This window comes from Acidovorax sp. KKS102 (assembly GCF_000302535.1).
GTDB lineage: Bacteria > Pseudomonadota > Gammaproteobacteria > Burkholderiales > Burkholderiaceae_C > Acidovorax.
Window position 1 is genome coordinate 3,733,770 of the sequence record NC_018708.1, and the last position, 24,771, is coordinate 3,758,540.

Below are 24,771 nucleotides of genomic sequence, written 5' to 3' on the forward strand. Positions count from 1 at the left end.
GCCGTTCAGTGCGGATTCAGGCCGCAGCCAACCGCCACAGGGACGTGACCTCGGCCGCACGCGCAGCGTGCAGAGCATCCTGGGCGTCGGCGGCCTTGGCATGCCCCGGCTTGACGTCATGGCGGCCACGCACCACCAAGCCCGCCTCGGCAATCCACGCCAGCAGTTGCTCGCGCGGGCGCAGGCCCAGGTGTTCTGCCAGGTCCGACAGGATCAACCAGCCCTCGCCGCCGGGCTCCAGGTGGGCCGACAAACCCGCCAGAAAGCCCTTGAGCATGCGGCTGCCTTCGTCGTACACGGCGTGTTCGATGGGGGAGTTGGCGCGCGCTGGCACCCACGGGGGGTTGCACACCACCAGCGGCGCACGGCCCGGTGGAAACAGGTCCGCTTGCAGCAGCTCCACACGGTCCAGCAGTTGCAGGCGTTGCAGGTTGTCGCGCGCACAGGCCAGAGCGCGCGGGTCCTGGTCAGTCGCGACCACCCTTTGCACACCCCGGCGCGCCAGCACGGCAGACAACACCCCCGTGCCCACGCCAATGTCGAACGCCAGCGCCTTGCTGGGCAGCGGGGCTGCGGCCACCAAGCCCACGTATTCGCCCCGCACCGGAGAGAACACCCCATAGTGCGGGTGGATGCGGTTGAGCGGCGGGGCACCCAGCGCAGGGATTTCGACCCCTTTCTTGCGCCACTCGTGCGCGCCCACCAGCCCCAGCAGCTCACGCAGCGTGGCCACCGAGCGCTCGCCGGTCGCTGGCCCCCAGGCCTCGGTACAGGCCTGGCGCCAGTCCGGGGCGCGGCGCAGCGCAATGCTGTAGTCGCCTTCGAGCGGGATCAGCACCGACGCCAGCACCCGCGCGCGCTGAGCCTGCGCCTGGCGGTGCAGGTGAAACGCCTCGGCCGGGGTCGCCGCCGCGAGCTTCTGGGACGCTTTTGCCGCCGCCTTGCGCGGCTTCTTGTCAGCCCGGCGCATCAGCGCCTGCAGCAGGTGCCGCGCGTTCTGAAAATCGCCCTGCCACAACAACCCCGTGCCCTCGCAGGCCATGCGGTAGGCGGTGTCGGCGGCCAACGTGTCGTCGGCCGTCTCCACCCTGCGTGGTGCCGCAGCGCCACTTTCGGAGCGCCACAGGGCTTGCCGGGGCTGGCCCTGGTGGGTCCAGTGGATGGTGGAAGGAGTTGTGGGCATCAGCGTCTGACAGTGCCGCGCACAGTCCGAAGGGTTGGAAAGGGGCGCGGCGACGCGGCGGGGTGTCGTGGCACCTTATGCGTTGATCGGGCGCTTTAGGCGGACTTCTTCAATCTTCACGCCACCGATCACGGCCGTCTTGGCTGTGGACAGCTCGCGCTTGAAGCCGGCCAGCTCGTGAAAGCGCAGTGCGCGCTCGTTGCGCAGCGGCACCCATGCGGTGACATTGGTGCAGCCTTCTTCTTGGAGGCCGTCGCGGGCGGCGTCCCACAGGGCCAGGCCTACGCCCTGGTTCCAATGGGTGGGGGCGGCGTAGATGGCCCAGATCTCACCGGTGGTGGGGCGGGACTTTTCATCGCGCGAGCGGTCGTAGCCCACAAAGCCGACGATCTTCTCGCCGTCGACCGCCACCTGAACCTGGGGCTCGCAATATTCAATGGCCTCGCGCCAGTAGGCCTGGCGCTTTTCGACCGAAGACATGGATTTCAACTGCTCGTCTGGCACCAGTCCTTTGTAAGCCTCTTGGGCAGAGACAGTGTGGATCTGGGCAATGGCTTTGGCATCGCGAAGCGTAGCGGGACGAACCTGGATACTTGACATGAAAAAACCGAACGAAAACGGGGAATGAAAAAACAAAAGGACCGGCATTGTCGCCGCAAACGGTTTTTCCACCCTGACAGGCGGTTAGTACGGCCCTGAAGGCCATCCTTTCCCACCCCGCTTTTCGCCCCATTCAGCCCCTCCCAACGAGGGCCCTGGCAACGCCCTCAGGCCATGGCCATGGCACCCGACAGGGCGCTGCCTGCGGCTGCAGTGGCCGCAGCCGCGCGTTGCACCATCGCGCGCTTGTTGCGTGGGCGCGGCACATGCACGGCGGGCGGGGCCCCATTGATGGCCGCCAGGCTGAGCACCAGGGTGACAGTGCGCGAGCCACCGTCGCGGTCCTCGCTGGCATAGGCACGGTAGCTGCCGTTGCCCTGGCCGTGGCTGCGCTGCACCGTGTGGAATGCCACCCGAGCGCCCGTCACACGGTGCCCGCCGAAGGGCAGCACCCGCAGGCGGGCATCGCAGTCCAGCGCCAGACCCAGATTGCCGGGACGGTTGATGAGGTCGGTGCGGATGGCGCGCCAGGTCTGCCCCGCATCGGCCGAGAATTGCCACGTGCCCGCCTGGGCGTCAAGGTGCTCGATCACCACGCCTGCGGCGGCCAGCATGTCGGGGCAATGCTCCTGCACGATGTGCGCCACGCTGTTGCCTCCCAGGCCTGTGCCAGCGTCGGCGGCCGGTCGTCGTTCGCTGCGGTGCAGGCCTGCTTCGGAGGTGCCGGCGCCATGGGTGTGTGCATTGATAGTCATGGGAACCCTTTGAAAACGGAATGTGGTTACGAAGGTTTGCGCATTGGTGCGCACCCAAAGTGCTTTTCAATGCTTGACGGAAAGTCTAGAAAGTGCACATAGGGGCGTCCATCGCACAAATGGACTAGCCCGCAACACCCGGTTGTGCGCAATACTTGCCTGTATGACTGCCCGTCTTTTGCTCGTGGATGACCACACCTTGTTCCGCACGGGGCTGCGCCTGATCGTGCAAGACCATCCCAGCGTGGGCAGCATTGCCGAGGCCGGCTCGATCGCCGATGCTTGCGCACTGCAGCAGGCCGACACGGATCTGGTGCTGCTGGACATCCAGTTGCCAGGCATAAGCGGACTGGACGGGCTGCGGCTGCTGCGGCAGGCCTGCCCCAAGGCGCGCATCGTGCTGGTGTCCGCCAGCGTGGCGCCCGATGCGATTCACGAAGCGCGTGCGCGTGGTGCAGATGGCTTTCTGCCCAAGTCTGCAAGCGCCGAGGACATCCTGGAGGCCATCAGCTGTGCGCTGTCTGGCCAGCCGTGTTTTCCGATCAACAGCGGCAACAGCGCCACGGTGCGCGGACCCGACACGCCGTCGCTCACGGCGCGGCAGCTGGATGTGCTGTCGCTGCTGTGCTCCGGCCGGCCCAACAAAGTGATCGCCCGCGACCTGGGACTGAGCGAGAACACGGTGCGTGTGCATGTGGCGGCCATCTTTGCGCAGCTGGGCGTCAACAGCCGCAGCGCTGCGCTGCTGGCAGCCCAGCGCCTGGGCCTGTCAACCCCGCAGCTCCATGACCCCCTCTGAGACCAGTCCGCTGCCCCTCGATCCGGTGATTCCGCCCACACGCTGGGGCTGGCCGGTGTGGGAGCGCGACGAGGTGCTGCGCGAACAGGTGGCCCTGCTGCGGCAGAACTTTCCGATGACGCTTCTGGCGTCGCTTGCTACGGCCCTGGGCACGCTCTGGGTCATGGCCCGGGTGGCAGACACGCAGGCCATCACGGTGTGGCTGGTCTCACACACGCTGGTGGTGGCTGGGGTGTACCTCACGCTGCGCAGCATTACACCGTTTGTGGACCCGGCGCCGCAGGCCGCGCGCAAGCTCATCGCCTGCATGGCGGCCATGGGCCTGAGCTGGGGCAGCCTGGGCTATGTGGTGCTGTACTGGGGCAACTCCGACAGCGTCATTTACGCCATCGGCATCATCAGCACGGTCTCTTCAGGGGCGCTAGGGCTGGGCGCACCGCTGTACCGCGCCTACGTCACCTACCTCACCAGCGCCATCGGCGGTGTGATGATGTCGGTGGCACTGGCCGGGGGCCCCGTGATGTGGCCGGCGCTGTTCCTGACCGGCGTGTACTACGCACTGACCTGCCTGCAGGCACGCACGGCCGACCGTGCCACGCGGCGCAGCATTGCGCTCAAGCTGGAAAACGAGCGCCTGGTCAGCCAGCTGCGGGCCGAGTCGCAGCGGGCCCTGGCGGCGCAAGAGGCCGCCGAGCAGGCCGACCGCGACAAATCCCGCTTTCTCGCAGCGGCCAGCCATGACCTGCGCCAGCCGTTGCATGCCATGGGCCTGTTTCTGGAATCGCTGCACCGCAGCCCGCTCAACGACCACCAGCGCACCGTGCTCAAGCACGCCCATGCGGCATCAGGCGCTGCGGCCGAGATGCTCACCACCCTGCTCGACTACTCCCGGCTGGAAGCGGGCGTGGTCAAGGTACGGCCAGCCGCCTTTGCGGTGCAGCCCCTGCTCACCGCGCTGGAGCAGGAGTTTGGCGTGCAGGCCGACACAGCCGGGCTGGTGTATCGCACCCGCGAGACCTCAGCCGCTGCGTTTGCCGACCGCTCTCTGGTGGGACTGGTGATGCATAACTTCATCTCCAACGCCCTGCGCTATACCGCCCAAGGCGGTGTGCTGATTGCCTGCCGCACGCGCGGCAAACGGCTGGCGCTGGAGGTGTGGGACACCGGGGCAGGCATCCCCGAGCAGCAGTGGGAAAACATCTTCAAGGAGTTCCACCAGCTCGGCAACCCGGAGCGCGACCGCCGCAAGGGCCTGGGCTTGGGCCTGGCCATCGTGCAGCGCCTGGCGCGTGAAATGCGAACGTCTGTGGAGCTGCGCTCACAGCCTGGCAAAGGATCGGTCTTCAGGCTTTGGCTGGACCGCTGGCAGGGTGCGCTGGAAGACGATGCCACCACACCCCAGGACGGCCGTAGCCTGATGGGCCTGAAGGTGCTGGCCATCGACGATGACGAGGCCGTGCGCCTGGGCATGCAGTCACTGCTGCAAAGCTGGGGCTGTCAGTGCATGACCGCAGAGTCCAGCGCGGATGCCCTCGAAGTCCTGGAGGACGTGACGCCCGACATCATCATCACCGACTTCCGCCTGCGCCATGAAGAAACCGGCAAACAGGTGCTGCAGGCGCTGCGTGCCTACCTGGGAACCAACGTGCCCGCGATCATCATGACGGGTGACACCTCGCCCCAGCGCCTGCGGGACGCGCAGTCCACCTCCGCGTTGCTGCTACACAAACCAGTGTCCACCGGCCAGCTGCGCGATGCGATGGTGCAGCTCATCACCCAGCCGCCGCTCCCTGCGGCCATGGTGGACGACGAACCGGAAGACAGTCAGACAACACCCGGGCAACTCACACAAGCCACTACAACCAGCGGCGCAGCAGCCCCATGACCTGATCGAACTTGGCGCCATAGGGCGGATAGAACAGCGAGCCCATGGCCCAGCGCGACTGCACCAGCACCGACTTCTGGTGGCAAAAGCGCAGGAATCCCTGCTCGCCGTGGTAGGCACCCCAGCCACTGTCGCCCACGCCGCCAAACGGCAGGTTGTCGTGCGCAATGTGCATCAGCGTGTCGTTCACCGTCACCCCGCCGCTTACGGTACGGCGCAGCACATCGTCGCGCACGGCCTCGCTCTGGCCAAACCAGTACAGCGCCAGCGGGCGGGGCCCGACGTTGATGTGGGCGATGGCGTCGTCCAGCCGCTCGTACGAGATCACCGGCAGGATGGGGCCGAATATCTCTTCCTGCATGAGCTGCATCTGCGACGTGGCGCCAAACACCAGTGTGGGCAGCATCTGGCGGCTGGCACCGTCACCCAGCGTACCTACCGTAGGAGCCACCTGCTTGCCATCGGTCGGGTCGATGGTGTGCACCTCTGCCCCTTGCGTTTGCGCCTGCTGCAGCATCGTACGCAGGCGGGCATGGTGGCGTGGCGTGATGATGGAGGCGTAGTCGGCGTTGCCCTCGATGGTGGGAAACAAGCGCACCACCGCAGCCCGGTAAGCCTGTGCAAATTCGCCCTCACGACCGCGCGGCAACAGCACGTAGTCGGGAGCGATGCAGGTCTGCCCTGCGTTGAGCAGCTTGCCGTGCGCAATCTTGAGTGCTGCGTCCTGCATGTCGCAATGGCCGTCGATGATGCAGGGCGACTTGCCCCCCAGTTCCAGCGTGGTGGGCGTCAGGTTCTGCGCCGCCGCCTGCGCCACCTTGCGGCCCACCGCCGTGGAGCCCGTGAACACCAGATGATCAAAAGGCAACGAGGCGAACAAGGCGGACAGGTTGGCATCGCCCTGCACCACACAGAATTCGTCGGGAGCGAAGAACTGCGCCACCAGCAGTGCCAGTTGGGCAGAGGTATGGGGTGTCAGCTCACTGGGCTTGAGCATCACGCGGTTGCCCGCCGCCAGTGCCGTGATGGCGGGCGCCAAGGCCAGTTGCACCGGGTAGTTCCACGGCGCAATCACACCCACCACCCCCATGGGCTGGCGCTGGATGAAGGCGTGGGCCGGCTGCAGGTAAATCGGCGTGTGAACCTTGCGGGGCTTGACCCACTTGGCCAAGTGGCGCAGCGTGTGCGACAGCAGGGTGCGCAGCACAAAGAAGTCGGCCACTTCCGTAAGGCGCGGGGACCGCATGCCAAAGTCGGCCTGCACGGCCGCCGCCAGCACAGGCCCATTCTCATCGAGCAATTTGCGAAGGCGCAGCAATCGCTCCCGGCGCACGAGCAGCGGCACATCCACATGCGCGCGGCTGGCCTGGAACTGAAGATCGAAATGGGCGCGGATATCGGTGGGTGTCATGGTCAGATGATAGGAGACACCCCGGTGGGCGCGTCACAAAAAGGCATGCGCGCTAGGGTTGATGACCGTTGGCTTGCGCCCGCGCAGCAGGACTTTCTTGGGAGGACGCTGATTGCCGCCGTAGTGCAGCGGCCGCCACCACCCTATCAACGCACTTCGCGCGCTTCCACGTCCGTGACCTGCGCCGCCCCCGGCAGGATGCCACCCCGGCGCGACGCTGCAGCGTCCTCACCGGTAGCTTCCGGCGCCCTGCTGCCACGGCGGCCCGCGGACCACCGTTCCGTGGACCGAAAGACCTTGCTGAAGCCTGTGCGCGGGTCCACACCCATCACCCACGGCGTCACCGGCCGACCGGTCAGGCGGGCCCAACCTGCACGCAGCACCCACACCAGCGCCAGCAACATGGCCGCGACCAAAAGGCTGGCAAACAAGACCAGCCCCATGGCAATCACGATCACACGCAGCAGCAGGCTGACGACACCCGCAACAAAATCATTCAAACGACACCTCTCCTTCACAACTTGGGATGCGATTGCGGTGCCGAATCACACCGCAATCGCATCCCGGGCCCACATCACTCCTGCAGAGCCACTCCGAACTGGAACACACCAGGCTCCAGCACAGGGTTCACGGTGACCGGAATCACACTCTTGGGCGCGAATCGCCCTTCCAGCAACAGCTTGGACAGCGGGTTCTCGATGCGCTGCTGAATTGCCCGCTTGAGCGGCCGCGCACCGAACACCGGGTCAAACCCCACCTTTGCCAATTCTGCCAAGGCAGCGTCGGACACCTGCAATTCCAAATCCATCTTGGCCAACCGGGATTGCAGCAGCTGCAACTGAATCTTGGCGATGGACGCAATGTGCTGTGCATCCAGCGCGTGGAATACCACCGTCTCATCAATGCGGTTCAAAAACTCGGGCCGGAAGTGGTTCTTGAGTTCGCCCCACACCGCTTCCTTGATGTCGTCCGAGTCCTGCCCCACCATCGCCTGGATCAGGTGCGAGCCGATGTTGCTGGTCATCACGATCACCGTGTTCTTGAAGTCCACGGTGCGGCCCTGGCCATCGGTCAGGCGACCATCGTCCAGCACCTGCAGCAGCACGTTGAAGACATCGGGATGGGCCTTCTCCACCTCGTCGAGCAGCAGCACGCTGTAGGGCTTGCGGCGCACGGCTTCGGTCAGATAGCCGCCCTCCTCGTAACCAACGTAGCCGGGGGGCGCGCCAATCAGGCGGGCCACCGAATGCTTCTCCATGAACTCGCTCATGTCGATGCGGATCAGGTGGTCTTCGCTGTCGAACAAGAAGCCGGCCAGTGCCTTGCACAGCTCGGTCTTGCCCACGCCCGTGGGGCCCAGGAACAGGAAGGAGCCCGTGGGACGGTTGGGATCGCTCAGGCCCGAGCGCGAGCGACGGATGGCATTGGCTACCGCGGCAATCGCCTCGTTTTGCCCCACCACACGTTCGTGCAGCTTGGCTTCCATCTGCAAGAGCTTGTCTTTCTCGCCCTGCATCATCTTGGCGACCGGGATGCCCGTGGCACGGCTCACCACCTCAGCGATTTCCTCGGCGCCCACTTGTGTGCGCAACAGGCGGCGCGCGGCGGGCGCACCGTCCTTGCCAGCTTCTTGCGCCTGGGCTTCCTTGAGCTGCTTTTCCAGCTCGGGCAGCTTGCCGTATTGCAGCTCTGCCACCTTGTTGAAGTCGCCCTTGCGAGTGAATTCTTCGATCTGGAACTTGAGCTTGTCGATGGCCTCGCGCACATGGGCGCTGCCCTGCGCCTGGGCCTTTTCGGACTGCCAGATTTCGTCGTAGTCGGCGATTTCCTTTTGCAGCCGGGTGATCTCTTCCTCGATCAGCGCAAAGCGCTTTTGAGAGGACTCGTCTTTTTCCTTGCGCACGGCTTCGCGCTCGATCTGCAACTGGATCAGACGGCGGTCGAGCTTGTCCATCACCTCAGGCTTGGAGTCCATCTCGATCTTGATCTTGGACGCAGCCTCGTCGATCAGATCGATCGCCTTGTCCGGCAAGAAGCGATCCGTGATGTAGCGATTGCTCAGCTCGGCCGCTGCGACGATTGCCGGGTCGGTGATGTCCACGCCATGGTGCACCTCGTACTTCTCCTGCAGGCCGCGCAGGATGGCAATGGTCGCCTCCACCGTGGGCTCGCCCACGAGGATTTTCTGGAAGCGACGCTCCAGCGCCGCGTCCTTTTCGATGTACTTGCGGTATTCGTCGAGGGTGGTAGCACCCACGCAGTGCAGTTCGCCGCGCGCCAGCGCGGGCTTGAGCATGTTGCCCGCATCCATCGCGCCCTCGCCCTTGCCGGCCCCCACCATGGTGTGCAACTCATCGATAAAGACAATGGTCTGGCCTTCATCTTTGGCCAGCTCGTTGAGGACACTTTTCAGGCGCTCTTCAAACTCGCCACGGTACTTGGCACCGGCGAGGAGCGCCGCCATGTCGAGACTGAGCACGCGCTTGTTCTTCAGGCTCTCGGGCACCTCGCCCGCCACGATGCGCTGGGCCAAGCCCTCAACGATGGCGGTCTTGCCCACACCGGGCTCACCGATCAGCACGGGGTTGTTCTTGGTACGCCGCTGCAGCACCTGAATGGCGCGACGAATCTCGTCGTCACGACCGATCACGGGGTCCAGCTTGCCCAGGCGAGCACGCTCGGTCAGGTCCAGACAGTATTTGGCCAAGGCGCCACGCTGCCCCTCAGCCTCGGCGCTGTCCATCTTCTGGCCGCCGCGCACGGCTTCAATCGCAGCCTCCAGACTCTTGCGCGTGAGGCCGTTGTCCTTGGCGATCTTGGCAGCATCGCCCTTGCTATCGATCACAGCCAGCAAAAACAGCTCACTGGCAATGAACTGGTCGCCACGTTTGATGGCTTCTTTCTCAGTGGCTTGCAGCACGCGGCCCAATTCAGGGCCGCCTTGTACCTGGTCATTGCCTTGCACCTGAGGCAGCCGCTTGACGGCGGCCTCAGCCGCGGCCAGCAACCCGGGCACATTGGCGCCTGCACGTTGCAGCAATGCCTTGGGGCCGTCATCCTGCTGCAGCATGGCCTGCAGCACATGCACGGGCTCGATATAGGCGTGGTCATTGCCCAGCGCAATGCTTTGGGCGTCGCTCAGGGCTTCCTGAAACTTGGTGGTGAATTTGTCGAGACGCATGGTCTATGTCCTCCGAATTGCACTGAACTTGAGGCGGGGGTGCATGATTTCAAGACTGTGGCTACGTAGCCGATTAATCTGCCTCATTGATCGATCTGAACCGCCACAGGTTCAGGAAACACCGTCGACCCCAAAACTTTAAGGCAACGCTGAACAAGTCCCCGCAATTGTTCATGCGCGGAGGGATGACACAGTTTTGCGGCCTTTCGCTGCGCCCCTTTGGGCGATTTGCGGGGTCTTGGGACCCAATCTCTGCCTTTAATAAGGACGCACTTTTGCCTGCAGATGCCCTCGGTACAGGTAGATGCTGGCCGATGCCAGCGCAGTGAACGCACACAGCTGTTGATTTCCGCGCAGAAGTGACCCACTAGCCCCCAGGATTTCCATCCAAACCTGACCCACGTACTAACCCTAACCTGCTGCTTTGTTGAGCAGCAGGAGACCAGGAGTGATAGACGTGGCAACACTGAGTGTCATCAGGCGCTGGGCCCTGCGAGAGCAGTTGTCCATCCGGGAGATCGCCCGCCGCACGGGCCTCTCGCGCAACACCATCCGCAAGTACCTGCGCGCTGGCGAGGCCGAGCCGCACTACGCCAAGCGGGTCAGTCCATCCAAGCTCGATCCCTTCGCCTTGAAGCTCGCCGGCTGGCTCAAGACGGAAGCTGGCCGATCCCGCAAGCAGCGGCGCACCATCAAGCAGATGTACTTGGATCTGCAGGCGCTCGGTTATGGCGGCTCCTACAACCGTGTGGCGGCCTTTGCGCGCCTCTGGCACGAGCAGCGCCTTGTGGCACAGCAGACCACTGGCCGTGGCACCTTCGTTCCCCTGACCTTCGGTCCGGGTGAGGCCTTCCAGTTCGACTGGAGCGAGGACTGGGCTGTTCTCGCTGGCGTGCGCACCAAGCTGCAGGTAGCCCACTTCAAGCTCAGTCACAGCCGAGCGTTCTACCTGCGCGCCTATCCGCTGCAGACGCACGAGATGCTGTTCGATGCCCACAACCATGCGTTCGTGGTCCTGGGTGGCGTGCCCCGCCGTGGCATCTACGACAACATGCGCACCGCTGTAGACCGGGTGCGCCGTGGCAAGGAGCGCGACGTCAATGCGCGCTTTGCGGCCATGGTCAGCCACTTCCTGTTCGAGGCCGAGTTCTGCAACCCGGCCTCGGGCTGGGAGAAAGGCCAGGTGGAGAAGAACGTGCGCGATGCCCGCCATCGCCTGTGGCAGGTCGTGCCGCCATTCCCAAGCCTTCCTGAGCTCAATGCATGGCTGCAGGAGCGCTGCGTGGCTCTGTGGCACGAGATCGCGCACGGCAAGCTGCCTGGCACCGTCGCGGATGTCTGGGCCCAAGAGAAGGCAGCCTTGATGCCGATGTTCCGGCCCTTCGATGGCTTTGTGGAGCACACCAAGCGCGTCTCACCCACCTGCCTGGTCCACTTCGAGCGCAATCGCTACAGCGTGCCAGCCCCGTATGCCAATCGGCCTGTGAGCTTGCGGGTCTACGCAGATCGTCTTGTGGTTGCGGCCGAAGGCCAGATCGTTTGCGAGCACCAGCGCCTGATCGAGCGTAACCACCATGGTGCCGGGCAAACCGTGTACGACTGGCGCCACTACCTGGCGGTGCTGCAGCGCAAACCAGGAGCTTTGCGCAACGGCGCCCCATTCCTGGAGTTGCCGCCGGCCTTCAAGCGACTGCAGGCCACCTTGCTCAAGCAAACCGGTGGCGACCGAGAGATGGTGGAGGTTCTGGCTCTGGTGCTGCACCACGATGAACAGGCTGTGCTCGCTGCAGTGGAGTTGGCACTGGAGTCAGGGGCTGCCAGCAAGACGCACATCCTGAACGTGCTGCACCGCCTGCTGGACGGTAAGCCCGCTCCAGCACCGGTCACATCGCCGCAGGCCCTCAAGCTGGAGGTGGAACCCCAAGCCAATGTGCTTCGCTATGACCAATTGAGGGGTGTGCGCTATGCGTCATGACCCTGCCATCGCTTCCATCGTGATCATGCTACGCGAGCTCAAGATGCACGGCATGGCCCAGGCGGTTGCGGAACTGGCTGAGCAAGGTGCGCCGGCCTTCGACGCAGCGCAGCCCATCCTGTCCCAACTGCTCAAGGCCGAGACCGCCGAGCGGGAGGTGCGCTCGGTGGCCTACCAATTGAAGGTGGCCAGGTTCCCGGCGTACCGGGACCTGGCTGGGTTTGACTTCGGCCACAGTGAGGTGAACGAGGCACTGGTACGCCAGCTGCACCGCTGCGAATTCTTGGAGAACGCCAACAACGTGGTGTTGGTGGGTGGCCCGGGTACGGGCAAGACCCACATCGCCACAGCCCTCGGGGTGCAAGCCATTGAGCACCATCACCGCAGGGTGCGGTTCTTCTCCACGGTGGAGCTGGTCAATGCACTGGAAGAGGAGAAGGCCAACGGCAAGCCCGGACAGTTGGCCCACCGGTTGGCCTATGCCGATCTGGTGATCCTGGATGAACTGGGCTACCTGCCATTCAGCACGTCAGGAGGAGCCTTGCTGTTCCACCTGCTGTCCAAGCTGTACGAGCGCACCAGCGTTGTGATCACCACCAACCTGAGCTTCAGCGAATGGGCCAGTGTGTTCGGGGATGCCAAGATGACCACGGCACTGCTGGACCGACTCACGCATCACTGCCATATTCTGGAAACGGGTAACGACAGCTACAGGTTCAAGAACAGCTCCGCACAGCAACCACCACAGACCACCAAGAAGGAGAAGGCGACCAAGAACTTATCCACAACGTGAGCGTGAAGCTCACGAACCAGGGTGGGTTAGATCGAGATGAAAATGGTGGGGCAGGTTTGCATGGGAATCAACAGAGAGCAAGCAAGAAGCGGTGTGATGGGTCGACAGGTCAAACCGAGGTCGGAGCAATCCGATAGGGATAAAGGGCTTGGAGCTCGACGTGCAGACAGGAGCCTCACCCGCGAATGCCATCAGGGCTAGCAGGACGAACACCCTGCACCAACAGGCCGTATGTAAAACTGCAAACCCTTCAAACCTTCACGCCGCCGAATCTTGCGCTTCTGTAGACGTCCATATAAGGACCCCTAAGTCGAATACTTAGTTAATAAATCAATCAGAGCCAGAACATTCATTTTTGTTGATATTGCTCTCACAAAGACGAACGCGCCCCGTCCTTGAAAACACCACGCCTTTTCGGTACTGCCCCGAGGGAATATTTTCAGATGAAAATACTACCCTGCCTGCCGCACCACCCAACAAGTAACCAGTAGAACCAAATCCAATGAATGCAAGTGTCCCAGGCATTATTTCATTCATCTCCACACCACCTGCCTTTGCAGAAATGGTACTAATAAGAGTATCACTTCCAACCGTATAACTCCTATCGCCATCAGCATCAATATAAATTCTCCAACCCTTAGTCCAATCACCTGCTGCTATTGGCTGAACGATAGTCGGTTGATTATTGGTTATTGCCGTACTCCGCGCCTGCAAAGCAGACACCATCAAATCACTAGCTACTTCGCTAACTTTTCTCTGAGCAACACTTCGTTGAAAATTAGGCGCCGCGAGACTAGCCAGTATGGCAATCATAGCGATGACCACCAACAATTCGATAAGCGTAAATCCCAAGCCGCCGAGACGCTGCATCTTCATGGCCAGCATTTCTCTGGAACGGTGTCTGACGGTGCTTTCTTTGTATTTCCATCAACCGTGCAACCTTTGTCTCCATTACTATTAACAGAAAGCATACTTACAGAATCAGATCCACTGCGGGCCGTGGCCTGCAACTCGATGCATTGGTTCAAAGGCAACGCGGTGCCACCACTGCTACACTGAACAGCTGCAATACTACAAGCACTTTTTTCCAGAGAATCACCAGAAAATGCTTTTGTTTTTGCATTTGTTGCACCAGCAGCGAACGCAGCATATTTATTAAACTGACTAAAGTACCGTTCCTGTTGCTGCATCGACTGCATCAATCCACTGCGACACTCCGCCCTTCTCCCCTTCCGAATTTGATCGGTGAAAGCGGGGTAAGCGACAGCAGCGATTATACCAACAACAGCCACTGTAATCATTAATTCAATTAAAGTAAATCCGCTTACCATTTTTAATCTCAGCATAATCAATCCTTAAAATCACGCACCTCACGCCAACTAACTCGACCAGCTCGAACAGTATCTTGAAGAAGCTGCGATGACTTAACCTTTGCGATATTGTTCACACCTGTGAGTTTCGTTGTAGGACTGATAACACGTTCAGCAGACGTGAAATTTCTAGCACCAGATGTATAGCGCGTCGAATAGTTACCTCCATCAAGCTCTACATCAAGATATATTGGGATACCGAGCATGCCACCACCGGTACCTAAATCTACGGGTATAGCAGGAATCCCTGTTATAGGATTTAACGTATAGCTACGACCATCCCCATCTCCAGAGCAATCCCCGGTCGGAATTGCTGAATTGAGTGTGATAGTTGAAAAGCCCTGTGCACCCTCCACCGCTATCCGCTCGCGGGTAGCAGGCAGATCAAAATACCAGCCTCTTTTTTGTCCTGTTTTTCGACCAAGTGTGTAGGCGGAGGTTGGCGGCGTAATTGCCACCGTTGAGGATCCTTCGGACACACCGTTGGCGGCCAGCGCAAGACGCGTCAGTCCAAAGTCGCCACTTGCCGCTCCACTGTCATCCCAAATCCCATAGATAGATTGAACTCCAGTAGAGTTGACGTCATTTTTCTCCATGAACTTGCCCGTCCCGAACACCACCATATTAGCCCCTTGACCAGTATTTGCAATCAACGGCGGGGTCGTGATTGGCTGACGAGTGCCTGAAGGAGCTGTGGCCGTGAACATCGGCGTAGTACCACCCCTCAAAATCTTGCCGTCATTTATATTTTGAGTGCTCAGCCCCTCGCTGAGATCAAGCTTCCACACTTGCCCCTGCAAATCCCCAGCATACAAGGCCTTCACTTCTCCTTGGTTTCCAAGCAAAACGCCAGGATTGGCTAAACCATTTGCCGTCGTCGTATTATTGGCTGGCACAGTAATTTTGAAGTAGTTGCTTCCTTCTGCCCAAGCGACACCCGCAGCCTTGTCAAGACTCAAAAAGAAAATAGCCTGTGAGCCATCGCTTTGATAGCGTCCCAATCCATCATTTACATAATTGTTGTATCCACTGCTCACAGCGATAAACCACTTGTAGATAGGGGAGCCTCCAGAGGTCGAGGCAGGGATTTTGATCATCACCAACTGAGGTTGAGTCAGCACATTACCCATAGCGGGGTCGTCTTGGTCAGTGAATTCAAAGAGTACCTTACTCTGATCCGTTGAGCCATCTTCAAAGTGGTCTGGGTCAGTTACGTCTAAGGCAAAAACTCCCTGTGCTCCACCACCCATACCACTTGCCAGAATCGTGCGCCATTTCGTGCCAATTTTGGCCTCGCCCACGCTTGGCACACCATCTACGAAAGGTGTGTGTTGATAACTGGGATTAGTCAACTGGTTGAGCGTTTTGGCCACTGCCAACGGCACATATGCAAACAGCTCTTTACCGTCGCTGGCCCGCAGTGCGTGCAACATGCCGTCGTTGGCACCGACATAAACCACTGCGGTTCGGGAGGCGGCCGATTGCACAAAGGCCGGATAGTCGCCGTCTCCTTTGATGTTTTGGTCAGCCTCCTTCTTGAATACTGGTCCAGAGTTGATGACGTCACCCATCACACTTGCACGGCGTCTGAACGAATTGGTTGTCGCGTTCTCTTGAAAACGAGCGCCACGCAAATAATCAATTCGTTGGCTCCCCATATTATCAACGCTATTATCTACCGGATTTTTATTCAGTGCGTTGCGCATTACAGTATCGAACTGGTTCAGATTGGCAGCAGTGAATGCAATGCCCGGACTCGCAGTTGTTTCTCGCCTATAAGTGAAAATCCTTCGTTCGGCAGGCTTGAGATAAGGGTCCGTTGAAGTATCTGCTGAGTTAAGAATAGAGCCGGCCGTCAAAATCTGTCCCGCGTCCCATAGAACAGTGGATAGCGATTCAACGGCATTAGTAGTGGTATTCAGTCTAAGTCCCGACTTCACGACGGTGCCAGACCAATCACCAGAACTAAAACTGGGTGAATAAAAGTCCCCGTTGGGCGAACGAGCTGTAAAACGCTGAGAACTGACAGCGGAAGCAGAGATCGTCCCACTTTGCGAACTGACAGCGCCAAAAAATTTTCGAATACCTGCAATCATGCGCTGCGCTTGACTGGCGAGCACATAGCCGTCAGGAATCGTCGCTGCTGTGGGGTCCTCCCACTCCTTGTTGCTCACTGCACCACCCGAGGTCTTGAACGGATTGCCATCTTCATTGGCGTCGTTGAACCAGCCGTATTTCCCTGCAAGGAAGAAAGAGCTGTTGCGTGGTTTGATACCACGAGTGTTGGCATCGATAGAGCCATTGCCTCCCTCATCGACGTCGATAGTAAACGTCTTTACCCGAATATCTTTCATGCTCTGGGCTGTGCCATCGACGGTTTTCGTATCTAGGCGGATGGACTGCGTGTTGGCCCAGTAAGCTGCACCAGCCCAATAATATGCACTAGATGATGAACCTGTGGCTTTCGTGTCCAGCGACGTGTTACCCGCCACCACATTAGGATTGCCTAGCGTATTTTGTGCCCTGCCCAAAGCATCCGTGTAACTTACGCTCGTCCCGGTTTCAAACCCAGTCAGCAACTTGGCCCAATCTACGGCATTGAATGTTTGAGAAGACGATCCCCCAGGAATAGGTTCAGCAGCCCTCGCAGGGTCGGTCGTGGTCTCATTCACCCCCGCGGGGGATTTATGCCCGGGGAGTTGTTTGTCGTAGTGAGTATTAACATCGCCAATGGTTAGAATGAAATTACGCCGCTGGCAAGCATTTTGAACAGGATCAGTCCATGACGTATAAATTGGAAAATTGTCATAACCTGCGGCGGACACGCTGCTCACTGAAGTGCTGGTTGGCTGAAGCCCCTGAAAATAACGCAGTGCTTCATAGTAAAGTTCACCCACCGGATCATTACTTTTGTATTTGCCAGTCTGCCCGAACTTGTTCAGGTAATTAGCGACTCCACTGATACCGTACGTAGCGTCATTGAGCGGATTAGTGATGAAAACTCCGGTATTTGCATCCCACTCGGCCTGCGCATTTGACTGGACAACACCACTGGTGTCACGGTATTTGTTACCAAGAAATTTCATGGGCGCGCGCAGCACACCGCCGTAGCGGCCATTGCCATCTTCCATGACGTATCCAAAGGCTGACACGCGAACGCCTTCGGCTTTGCGCTGAAGTTCCCCCACAGGCTTGTAGTTGCCAGAATCCGCCGTGTCGTCCGGGTAGCGCTTGCATAGCTTCACGCCATCCGAATCTTGGCGAGTCGTGGCCTCAGTATTGTCACAGACTTGCACATTGGCCTTCATCCTTACTTGCTTAGTGCCGTAGACCCGGTAAATTGTGTAAAGACTCATCTGGTACCAAGTGGGAATCTCTTGGTAGTAGTTGTAAATCGGGGTGGTCGTGTATTCTTTATAGAGGGTCTTTTTGGTGTACATCACGTATGTAGTGACATTGCGATTGTTCGCAGAAGCGCCACTAATACCACTACAGTCATTGCCGGCACTATTGCGGCGCAAGCGGACGTATGTGCTCCCCACCTGGCACACCGAGTGATTTAAAGTATGCACAACAGTCTGAGGAGATCCCGTCGCCAACTCAGAAAGCAGGCCCTCACCATTTTGAACGTTATGCGCTAAGGTGGGATTGGTATCCGCTCCCGCTACATTCGGATCCCACCTTGTGCCTTGGGCTGACGTATCGGGAGCCCCAGTCGGCGGCACCACAGTCGTTAAGTTGCCTGTTGGCGTATAAGTAGTACCAACTTGGGGATCTCCAGCCCGTTGAGGGGTTGATCCTGTCGAGACGACCGTACTGTTGCGCGGAGTAGGAGTCACTGCCTCTGGCACCAAAGTCCCTGCATTGGGATCAGATCCGCTAGGCATTACCGTAGTAGTGGCCTCAGGCTGGGAGCGTCGCCATTCCTTTCTGCCTGCGGGGTCCAATACATACGCCGTGGTTGAAGTATTAGTGGGGGGAGACACAAAACCCTGTTCTGTGTATGCGCCACTAGTATCGGCAATTACAGGTCCAAAAGCATTGGTACTTCCGGGTGAAGCGCAAGTGCCCCCAGTAGAAGCATTGCCAACCAATAGCAGATCGTCACAAGAATTGAAATAGACTGTCCCGGCATAGTTAGTCGTTGCGCCAGGTGTCAAAAACTGAGGCGTGACCAAACCCACCAAGTTAGCCGGAACTTCCTTTTGGGGAAAATAGGAGGCATTTCGTATACCATTAAAATTTGACGGTAAAAATGCACGCCCCAAGACGGTCTTACTGGCTGTATCAAGAACTCGATTTCCACCTGTCAGCGCATAGCGTAACAAGTCGATGGAGGAAGTGGCAGCATAATTAAGAACGTTGCCGCTGTAACTCGTACCACCAGAACAGTACTTGTTACTATCCACCGAACCAGTCCGACGAAAATAATTGCCTTCCAAAGCGCTGGCGTCGCCCACATCACCATACTGATAGCACCCCTTGGGGTCCCAGTAACCAAGGTACTCCTGGTTGTGGTTGTATGATCCTGTACGATAGGCCGCACCAGCGGTGGGAAATTCAACCGACAAAGCCAGGGCCACATTCACAGCTTGGGTTGTTACGGCCAACGGTCCTAAGCTGAGGTCAACAGAAGGCATGGCAGTGGTCTGTGCACCGCTTCCCGCAACAAAGATGGTGACAGCGACCGTACCAACCATCAATGCGAATTTTTTCTTGTTACTCATGGTTTCAGCATCCTGGTACGTCGGGTTTATAAACAACAGCTTGCAACATGACTTGAGTTTTTTTATTCAAACCATAGCCCAAGCTGGTAATCAAAAAAGCTGTTTCATTCGTACTTCTGGGGCGAGGATAAGCAATAACCTCGATGATATATTTCGGTTTTTGTGCGGGCAGTGCGCTGTTATCCGTCGCAAAACCAGTTTCACGTCCACCCGTGTATTCACCCAACGTGACATAGCGGCGCGAACTACCGGTTTCTTCGAAATCAATCGCCTTGTACAGGGGTTGGCTGGTAGAGTTGGTACAGAATCCGCGATTTGCATCCGTATTTCCACAGCCTTCCGTAAAAAGTGAAACCTTTTTGCTGGCTGTAGAGCAAACCCGACTGTTAGTCGCCGCATTTGGTCCCATCAGATCAATTTCCGCATCGCCGAGGGCAGCTTCAGCCGCCTGGAATGCAATCTGTCTATCACGGTCATTGCGAGACGATTTTTCACCTAACAATGTCAGACGTGCGCCAAACGCTGCCATCAAGAAAATGGCACTCATCAAAATGAGCACTACCACTAGAGATACGCCCTTCTGGAAGTGACGATGCCCCATAGGATTGGATTTCATTGGGATCACATATTTAGTTTTGGGGATTACGTAACGTAAATGTCGCATTGAAAGTGCGCCGCAAGCGCCCATCCGCTGGCGGCGTGAAAACCAGCGCCGCCTCAGTACTGCTTCCGGTGAAGGTTGCTCCGAGGGGGTAGAGCTTGTTTTCACTGGCGGTAGCGGATGCGCCTTGATATCCTTGACTGCTACCAGGAGCACCTCGGAGAACGAAGCCCACACGAACAGCAGAGACCTGAGTCCAGTCGGTAACTTCGTTTGCGCTAACCCATTTTTCCGGTACGGAGTTGGCATTGACGTCGATACCGTACATAACTTGGAAGGACTCAACGCCCTTGATAATAGGCTGGGTATTACGACTGGGTGAAGCAGGGTCCCCGCGTGAGATGCACTGCAGTGATGGCTCCCCCGTGCTGTCGACCTTCACCCAGAAAAGACTTAAAGCCACGTCACTGAGATCGTTGGACAGTAGTGGCGCAGTCTGAGCAACTCCCTGGCAATCGATCATCGAGCCATCAGCCTTCGTGCGATCACTTTGAAGACTCGCCCCGTGGAATCTGAAAGCAAGCGTGTCACTGCTGTTGTAGCCGCCATTGTCATTGGTGCCATCATCGCTAACGCTTGTAACGCTAGCCACCTTGGCATTATTGGCACCCCGAACCGAGGGAAACAAGCTGGTATTGGTGGCGTACGTATCTGTCCAGCGCAAACCATATCCTTCAGGATAATTTTCGTATCCTGCCTGTCGCGCGGCCTGACCGATGATTTCAAGAGCAAAACGCCCATTATCTTGAAGCTCTTGTCCCGCATCAACCGTGCGATAACTGGAGATACCAACAGTATAGAGTCCGACTGCAGCTAAAGTAATCAAACTAGCCAGCACCAGCGAAACCATCAACTCCACCAAGGTCAAACCTTGCTGTGTGATACGAGCAGAATGTTTCATCGCATCAATCCGTGAAGTCTTTTTGGTTGCCAAAAACGGTCATTACAATTCTTGGCCGGTTCTCTGTCCCAATGGTTTGCTGTGTCTGGTCGGCCTTATCCGCTTTGGCAGTCCACCCAATTTTGACCATCAGCATGTCACCCTGGTTGTCGCAAGTCCAGTGGTACAAGCCTGAACTGGTGCCAGAGGTATCTTTGGGCGCGCTATCGCGACAGATCACGGCTCGCCCCCCTGGGAGCTCTGTGGTAACGCGAGTTTTCCATTCCTTAAGCATGAATGCCGCCAACTCGCTTGATGTGCATGCAGCGCCAGAGCTCTGGCAATTGACAGTTGTCGTGTCGGCAGTATTGGTATCCAAACTGCTTAGCACATTGCTGCCCTCGGAGGTCGATAGATCGGCCGAGCGCAGCATCTGGGTAATCTCTTCGTAGTCTCGGACTAGCTGGGTAGCGACACTAGCCTGAGCAGTGAATTGGTTGCTGCGCATTGTGGCCAACTGAAGACCAGCCGCCCCCAACAATCCGATACCAAAAATTACTATTGATACCAGCACTTCGATCAAAGAAAATCCTTTTTCTTTTTTGACCGAACTACTCAATGTTGAGGGAACTTTCATGTGTGTGTGCCGCATTCGCCGTAGTCTACGGACACCTCACTGAAGAATCGATGGACATTCGACGAACGGCCGCCAAGAGGTAGTGGGCGGCGGAGACAAAGGTCAACGCTTTGACTCCTAGTCACACAAGCACTGGGCCTTGGCAACTTGCATGCATCCGAACTTGGATCACTACTGGTAAGAGGTGGCGCAGGAGATGCCTCCGTCGCGACAGATTTTTTTGATAGGTATGCCTGTCTCTTCCTACCGCAGCGCCTCATTGATCCGCACCTCAATGCATCTACTACTCTTCTTCCCGTCCATCATTGTCCAAAGTGTTAGCTGGATCTAGTCAAGTCTTATAAGGACGACCAATAAGTACTGATCAGCAGGTGGAATCATGCTCTTCACAGCTGCCGCTTCCGGAGCTGCGAAAACCCAGATCTCCACTTGCGTAGCCAGTTGCCGAATCGAGACCCAACTCATGCTCACGACACCAGCCTCTCAGGGAATTCTTAGTGAGTTAACCCGATGATCTAGTTGTGAATGTGATTACCACGCGTGACTACGAGCTCAAAGGTTCGACGCTAGGCTCATGGGAATACATCACCTATCTACTGTCAGATACTGGTTTCGTCTGCGCTTCATACCCTCGAAAGTCCGGGCCCCGCACAGTTCCTCGCTTGTCAGAGACCGCCAGGAAGCTCCGCCTGCAGCTCGTTTATCCGTGCGGAGATGAAATTAGCCCAGATCGTCTATCGATATCGGGTAGCGCTTTGTTTAGTTAGTTTTTCAGGCAGGAGGTAGCGTGGAAGCACCCCCACTAGTGAGGCGATTGCCGCGCGCATTAAAGACATCTCTGATCAGCCGGTAAGCGAGGTCGGGCACCCCCCTTTTGGGACCATTCCCAGTGCACTGCCGAAGCGAGGCCTAAAAGCATGTTTGGCATTGTTCTTCCATGCAGACACAATAACACCCTCCATGACCATCCTACGACCCGACGAAACCCAGTCTCCTGCCGACGCATTTGACCCGGATTCAACCTTGGCATTTCAGCGACGCATGGAGCGAGCTCCGGAATGGTTCTGCTCCTTTTTGGCCGGCAACAGCCGGGAAAAGAGCCGTTTACGCAGAGAGATAGCCACGATGAAAGGCTCGGTGGTCTGGCTGGTGCAGCAGCGCAGACAGGACACTTGGAGTGCAGAGGAACGGGCCCACCTGCGGGATGTCATGCGCTCCGCCTCTTCGGTCAGTCCTTATCTTTTCATCTGGGTGATCCCGGGCTCGATGCTGCTGCTGCCCTTCATGGCATGGTTTCTGGACAGGCAACGCAAGCGTCGGGAGCGCAAGCTGTTGCGGTAGCACGGCACTCAGCGAAAGGGCGGGCCATGCTCAAAAAAAAACGCCCCCCCAGCTCGCCCAGGCGGTTTCAACTCAAAGGCTACGCCCAGTTGCTGGTAATGACCACCAGCATGCCCGCCCCTACCAGCCCCAGCTGCCAGCGCAGCGCCGTGGACCACGATGGAACGTGGCGCTCCACACGCAGATACAGGAGGCGGCCGGCGACCAGCGACAGTGTGAAGGCCAACAGCATGCCGAATGCATTCAACACGGGCGAAGTGGGCCAGAGGTGGCTGACCACCGCGTTGACCAGCAAGCACACAGCAAAGTGCACCAGGAAGACCGAATACGACATCTGACCGAGTTGGACGAGCTGAGACACGCCAGCAAAACTGCGCACGCGATCGGAGCGCATGGCCACCACTAGGCACAGCGCCGTGACCGCGGCCACGGCAATGCGAGCGCGGAAGTCCACAGCCAGTGCCACGCCCGCCAACAACGCCATCATCGTCATCCACCCCTGCGCCTGGGGGACGCGGGTCGCCCAGTAGGCCAGCATGCCAAGGCCGTAAGCACCAAAAAAGTACAGCGCCCACATGTCCAGCCCCGCCATGCGGTTGAACAGCCACAATGAGGCGCCCGCCATCAGCAACACCAATCCTTGCGACAGGGCCGCCGCGTGGTGCCGTAACTTGCGCATTGGCAGCGCACGCACCCCGGCGAGCATGAGCACGGTCAGGGCAAAGAGCTGGAAGTCGATGGCCACGTACCAGACGCCGGCCGACAACGCGCCTGCACCCACAATGTCCTGCAGCAGCAATGCGTTCGCCAGCAGCTGCGAGAAAGTGGGCTGGTCGGGCACGGAGTGGTGGTCCATCCAAGGCCGAACCAGGGCAGACACCAGCACCGCCAGCACCAGTGCCACGGCGTAAGGCACTACCAGACGCACAAACCGCTTGGCAATGGCGGTGCCAGCGTGTTCAAAACGGGCCACGCCCTGGGGCGCAAGACTCGCAGCAGCCAGGTACCCGCCCAGCACCAAAAACACCTGCACCGCCATGCGCCCGTAGTCGTACAGCCAAGCCATGAGGGCTGGCGCCAAAGGGTGGGCGATGTCGGACATCGGGCCATAGAAAGCCAGGTGGTGCCACACGATGGTGGCGCAAGCCATGCCCTTGATCATGTCGATCAACGGCGTTCGGGATGTGGACGAGGACATAGGGGGTGTTCGTGAACTCCAGCGGACAGAACACCGCCAGACATCCGTAGCCACCCCTACCGCGTTATCTACCCTGCCAGGCAGCGAGACGAACGGAACAAGGGGCGGAGCAACAAAACCCTCTATTGTCCTCGGTTAGAGGATTTTTTGCACCAACCTGCTGTCGCGCCGGGGTCGCCCCTACACAGCGTGGGTCACCCGACCGCAAATCCAACCCTCTGATCGGCGCGAACAGCCGTCAATAGCGCAGGCTGCCCTCGGCATCCACAATGGCCAGCTCGACGTAGGTCGAGCCATTGTGGTTGCGCGGCGAATACTTCACGTTGAAGCGGCCAAAGGCAATTTCCCCCGCGTCTTCCATCGTTTTGGAGAACGACTCGGTGGTCAGGTTGCGCCCCGTGCGACGCAGCCCTTCCACCAGCAAGCGTGCGTGGACAAAGCCTTCGAACTGGGAGGCCGACGGTTGTGCGCCCGGCGACTTGGCGCGCAGCAGGCTCAGATATTCGAGCCACCGCCGGGATGGTGGTGTTGCGCAGGGAAGGCATGATCTGCGCCAGGATGATGCCCCGCGCCTTGTCCTTGAGTTCGCGCTGGATCACGTCCATGCTGGCCACCGAGAACCCGTAGTAGGCAGGCCGCGCTGCCGTGGCCTGCACGGCCTTGATGTAGCTGGTGAAGGTGGTGCCGCCCGTGGCCACGATCACCGCCTGGGGCTGGGCTTTTTCGGTTGCTTGCGCGGCAGCGGCAAAGTCGGGCTGTTTGGGGTCCACCTTGATCTCGGCCAGGAAGGGCAGCTTCTCCTCTTCCGACGCTTTCTTGAGCTCGCCCGCCAGTGTCTTGCCCAGGCCATCGTCCTGAAAGAACACGGCTACACGGGTCATTGCCTTGCTGGCGCAGTTGCGACACGATCTTGCTGGCCTCGTTCGCATAACCCGCACGCACATGGAACACATAGGGATTGAACGTCTCACGGAACACCGAGGCGCCCGTGACGGGGCCAAACAACAGGGTGCGCTGCTCCTTGATCAACGGCAGGATGGCCGCCGTTTGCGCCGTGCCGGTGCTGTGAAAGATCATGAACACCTTGTCGTTTTCCAGCAGCTGGCGCGTGTTCTCGACGGCCTTTTGCGGGTCGAAAGCATCGTCGAGCGTGGTGTAACGGATCATGCGGCCATGCACCCCGCCCTGCGCGTTCACCGCGTCGAACAGCAATCGCGAGCCCTCTCCGTACTGTGCCGTCTGCGGCCCCAGCGGCCCCGACAGCACCACCGATGCACCCAGCCGAATTTCATTAGCCGTCACACCTTCATTGCGGGCATGAATCAGGGTGGTGGCGCATACGGCCATCAGGCACACAAAAGCACGGAACATCGGG

19 protein-coding genes and 2 pseudogenes are annotated in these 24,771 nt (G+C 59.1%); 5 read left to right on the plus strand and 16 right to left on the minus strand.

Going from position 1 to position 24,771, the window contains the following annotated elements; genetic code table 11:
• Window positions 1–16: 16 nt before the first annotated feature.
• From C380_RS17160 to C380_RS17170, 3 genes are all read right to left on the minus strand, one after another.
• On the minus strand, window positions 17–1,183 hold the full coding sequence (locus tag C380_RS17160) for a class I SAM-dependent methyltransferase (protein ID WP_015015096.1): 1,167 nt from the start codon (window positions 1,181–1,183) through the stop codon (window positions 17–19).
• A gap of 75 nt (window positions 1,184–1,258) precedes the next feature.
• The gene (locus tag C380_RS17165; protein WP_015015097.1) at window positions 1,259–1,783 is read right to left on the minus strand and encodes a GNAT family N-acetyltransferase; all 525 of its coding nucleotides are present in this window, start codon (window positions 1,781–1,783) and stop codon (window positions 1,259–1,261) included.
• A 167-nt stretch (window positions 1,784–1,950) separates the two neighbouring features.
• The gene (locus C380_RS17170) at window positions 1,951–2,538 is read right to left on the minus strand and encodes a hypothetical protein (protein WP_015015098.1); all 588 of its coding nucleotides are present in this window, start codon (window positions 2,536–2,538) and stop codon (window positions 1,951–1,953) included.
• Window positions 2,539–2,701: 163 nt separating this feature from the next.
• On the opposite strand from C380_RS17170, the gene C380_RS17175 reads away from it, so the two are divergent.
• Window positions 2,702–3,337: a response regulator transcription factor gene (locus C380_RS17175; RefSeq protein ID WP_043565566.1), complete on the plus strand. Its 636-nt coding sequence runs from the start codon at window positions 2,702–2,704 to the stop codon at window positions 3,335–3,337.
• Window positions 3,324–5,222 (plus strand): hybrid sensor histidine kinase/response regulator, encoded by a 1,899-nt coding sequence (locus C380_RS17180; protein ID WP_015015100.1) that lies wholly within the window; start codon window positions 3,324–3,326, stop codon window positions 5,220–5,222. Before C380_RS17175 ends, C380_RS17180 begins: the two co-directional genes overlap by 14 nt.
• Here the strand turns inward: C380_RS17180 and C380_RS17185 are convergent.
• From C380_RS17185 to clpB, 3 genes are all read right to left on the minus strand, one after another.
• Window positions 5,194–6,633 carry a coniferyl aldehyde dehydrogenase gene (locus C380_RS17185; protein WP_015015101.1) on the minus strand — a complete coding sequence of 480 codons (1,440 nt, stop codon included), beginning with the start codon at window positions 6,631–6,633 and terminating at the stop codon, window positions 5,194–5,196. The genes C380_RS17180 and C380_RS17185 overlap by 29 nt on opposite strands.
• Before the next feature lie 146 nt (window positions 6,634–6,779).
• Window positions 6,780–7,133 carry a hypothetical protein gene (locus tag C380_RS17190; protein WP_015015102.1) on the minus strand — a complete coding sequence of 118 codons (354 nt, stop codon included), beginning with the start codon at window positions 7,131–7,133 and terminating at the stop codon, window positions 6,780–6,782.
• 74 nt (window positions 7,134–7,207) lie between these two features.
• Window positions 7,208–9,814, minus strand: a complete 2,607-nt coding sequence (gene clpB, locus C380_RS17195; RefSeq protein WP_015015103.1) for an ATP-dependent chaperone ClpB — start codon at window positions 9,812–9,814, stop codon at window positions 7,208–7,210.
• 448 nt (window positions 9,815–10,262) lie between these two features.
• On the opposite strand from clpB, the gene istA reads away from it, so the two are divergent.
• The gene (gene istA, locus C380_RS17200; RefSeq protein ID WP_015015104.1) at window positions 10,263–11,789 is read left to right on the plus strand and encodes an IS21 family transposase; all 1,527 of its coding nucleotides are present in this window, start codon (window positions 10,263–10,265) and stop codon (window positions 11,787–11,789) included.
• Window positions 11,779–12,582 carry an IS21-like element ISThsp10 family helper ATPase IstB gene (gene istB / locus C380_RS17205; RefSeq protein WP_015015105.1) on the plus strand — a complete coding sequence of 268 codons (804 nt, stop codon included), beginning with the start codon at window positions 11,779–11,781 and terminating at the stop codon, window positions 12,580–12,582. Before istA ends, istB begins: the two co-directional genes overlap by 11 nt.
• Before the next feature lie 330 nt (window positions 12,583–12,912).
• On the opposite strand, the gene C380_RS25400 is transcribed toward istB, so the two are convergent.
• The 6 genes from C380_RS25400 to pilV are packed head-to-tail and all read right to left on the minus strand — an operon-like array spanning window position 12,913 to window position 20,857.
• Window positions 12,913–13,458 carry a GspH/FimT family pseudopilin gene (locus C380_RS25400; protein WP_015015106.1) on the minus strand — a complete coding sequence of 182 codons (546 nt, stop codon included), beginning with the start codon at window positions 13,456–13,458 and terminating at the stop codon, window positions 12,913–12,915.
• Window positions 13,455–13,928, minus strand: coding sequence for a type IV pilin protein (locus tag C380_RS24645; RefSeq protein ID WP_015015107.1), 474 nt, complete (start codon window positions 13,926–13,928; stop codon window positions 13,455–13,457). The genes C380_RS25400 and C380_RS24645 overlap by 4 nt, the downstream gene beginning before the upstream one ends.
• 2 nt (window positions 13,929–13,930) lie before the next feature.
• On the minus strand, window positions 13,931–18,679 hold the full coding sequence (locus C380_RS24650) for a pilus assembly protein (RefSeq protein ID WP_083871672.1): 4,749 nt from the start codon (window positions 18,677–18,679) through the stop codon (window positions 13,931–13,933).
• Between the two features lie 4 nt (window positions 18,680–18,683).
• On the minus strand, window positions 18,684–19,295 hold the full coding sequence (locus C380_RS24655) for a PilX N-terminal domain-containing pilus assembly protein (RefSeq protein ID WP_168162372.1): 612 nt from the start codon (window positions 19,293–19,295) through the stop codon (window positions 18,684–18,686).
• A 13-nt stretch (window positions 19,296–19,308) separates the two neighbouring features.
• Complete coding sequence (locus C380_RS24660; protein WP_168162373.1) at window positions 19,309–20,274, minus strand: PilW family protein; 966 nt, start codon at window positions 20,272–20,274, stop codon at window positions 19,309–19,311.
• Window positions 20,246–20,857: a type IV pilus modification protein PilV gene (pilV, locus tag C380_RS17220; RefSeq protein WP_015015111.1), complete on the minus strand. Its 612-nt coding sequence runs from the start codon at window positions 20,855–20,857 to the stop codon at window positions 20,246–20,248. Before pilV ends, C380_RS24660 begins: the two co-directional genes overlap by 29 nt.
• A 960-nt stretch (window positions 20,858–21,817) precedes the next feature.
• Between pilV and C380_RS17225 the strand changes: the two genes are divergently transcribed.
• Complete coding sequence (locus tag C380_RS17225) at window positions 21,818–22,198, plus strand: hypothetical protein (protein ID WP_043565569.1); 381 nt, start codon at window positions 21,818–21,820, stop codon at window positions 22,196–22,198.
• Window positions 22,199–22,277: 79 nt separating this feature from the next.
• On the opposite strand, the gene C380_RS17230 is transcribed toward C380_RS17225, so the two are convergent.
• The 4 genes and pseudogenes from C380_RS17230 to C380_RS25650 form a co-directional block, all read right to left on the minus strand.
• Complete coding sequence (locus C380_RS17230; RefSeq protein ID WP_043565571.1) at window positions 22,278–23,396, minus strand: acyltransferase; 1,119 nt, start codon at window positions 23,394–23,396, stop codon at window positions 22,278–22,280.
• A gap of 238 nt (window positions 23,397–23,634) precedes the next feature.
• Window positions 23,635–23,814, minus strand: coding sequence for a hypothetical protein (locus C380_RS25640; protein WP_238544034.1), 180 nt, complete (start codon window positions 23,812–23,814; stop codon window positions 23,635–23,637).
• 166 nt (window positions 23,815–23,980) lie between these two features.
• Window positions 23,981–24,349 (minus strand): annotated as a pseudogene (locus tag C380_RS25645) (ABC transporter substrate-binding protein); the annotation flags it as partial.
• Window positions 24,339–24,767 (minus strand): annotated as a pseudogene (locus C380_RS25650) (ABC transporter substrate-binding protein); the annotation flags it as partial. The pseudogenes C380_RS25645 and C380_RS25650, both read right to left, overlap by 11 nt.
• Window positions 24,768–24,771 lie beyond the last annotated feature (4 nt).

Excerpts from the sequence above, each read along its gene's own strand:
- C380_RS17160 (WP_015015096.1), bottom strand. The coding sequence starts at position 1,183 with ATGCCCACAACTCCTTCCACCATCCACTGGACCCACCAGGGCCAGCCC.
- C380_RS17175 (WP_043565566.1), top strand. The coding sequence starts at position 2,702 with ATGACTGCCCGTCTTTTGCTCGTGGATGACCACACCTTGTTCCGCACG.
- C380_RS17170 (WP_015015098.1), bottom strand. The coding sequence starts at position 2,538 with ATGACTATCAATGCACACACCCATGGCGCCGGCACCTCCGAAGCAGGC.
- C380_RS17165 (WP_015015097.1), bottom strand. The coding sequence starts at position 1,783 with ATGTCAAGTATCCAGGTTCGTCCCGCTACGCTTCGCGATGCCAAAGCC.
- C380_RS24645 (WP_015015107.1), bottom strand. The coding sequence starts at position 13,928 with ATGCTGAGATTAAAAATGGTAAGCGGATTTACTTTAATTGAATTAATG.
- C380_RS24650 (WP_083871672.1), bottom strand. The coding sequence starts at position 18,679 with ATGAGTAACAAGAAAAAATTCGCATTGATGGTTGGTACGGTCGCTGTC.
- clpB (WP_015015103.1), bottom strand. The coding sequence starts at position 9,814 with ATGCGTCTCGACAAATTCACCACCAAGTTTCAGGAAGCCCTGAGCGAC.
- C380_RS17230 (WP_043565571.1), bottom strand. The coding sequence starts at position 23,396 with ATGTCCTCGTCCACATCCCGAACGCCGTTGATCGACATGATCAAGGGC.
- pilV (WP_015015111.1), bottom strand. The coding sequence starts at position 20,857 with ATGAAAGTTCCCTCAACATTGAGTAGTTCGGTCAAAAAAGAAAAAGGA.
- C380_RS25400 (WP_015015106.1), bottom strand. The coding sequence starts at position 13,458 with ATGAAGATGCAGCGTCTCGGCGGCTTGGGATTTACGCTTATCGAATTG.
- C380_RS24655 (WP_168162372.1), bottom strand. The coding sequence starts at position 19,295 with ATGAAATCCAATCCTATGGGGCATCGTCACTTCCAGAAGGGCGTATCT.
- C380_RS17180 (WP_015015100.1), top strand. The coding sequence starts at position 3,324 with ATGACCCCCTCTGAGACCAGTCCGCTGCCCCTCGATCCGGTGATTCCG.
- istB (WP_015015105.1), top strand. The coding sequence starts at position 11,779 with ATGCGTCATGACCCTGCCATCGCTTCCATCGTGATCATGCTACGCGAG.
- C380_RS17185 (WP_015015101.1), bottom strand. The coding sequence starts at position 6,633 with ATGACACCCACCGATATCCGCGCCCATTTCGATCTTCAGTTCCAGGCC.
- C380_RS17225 (WP_043565569.1), top strand. The coding sequence starts at position 21,818 with ATGACCATCCTACGACCCGACGAAACCCAGTCTCCTGCCGACGCATTT.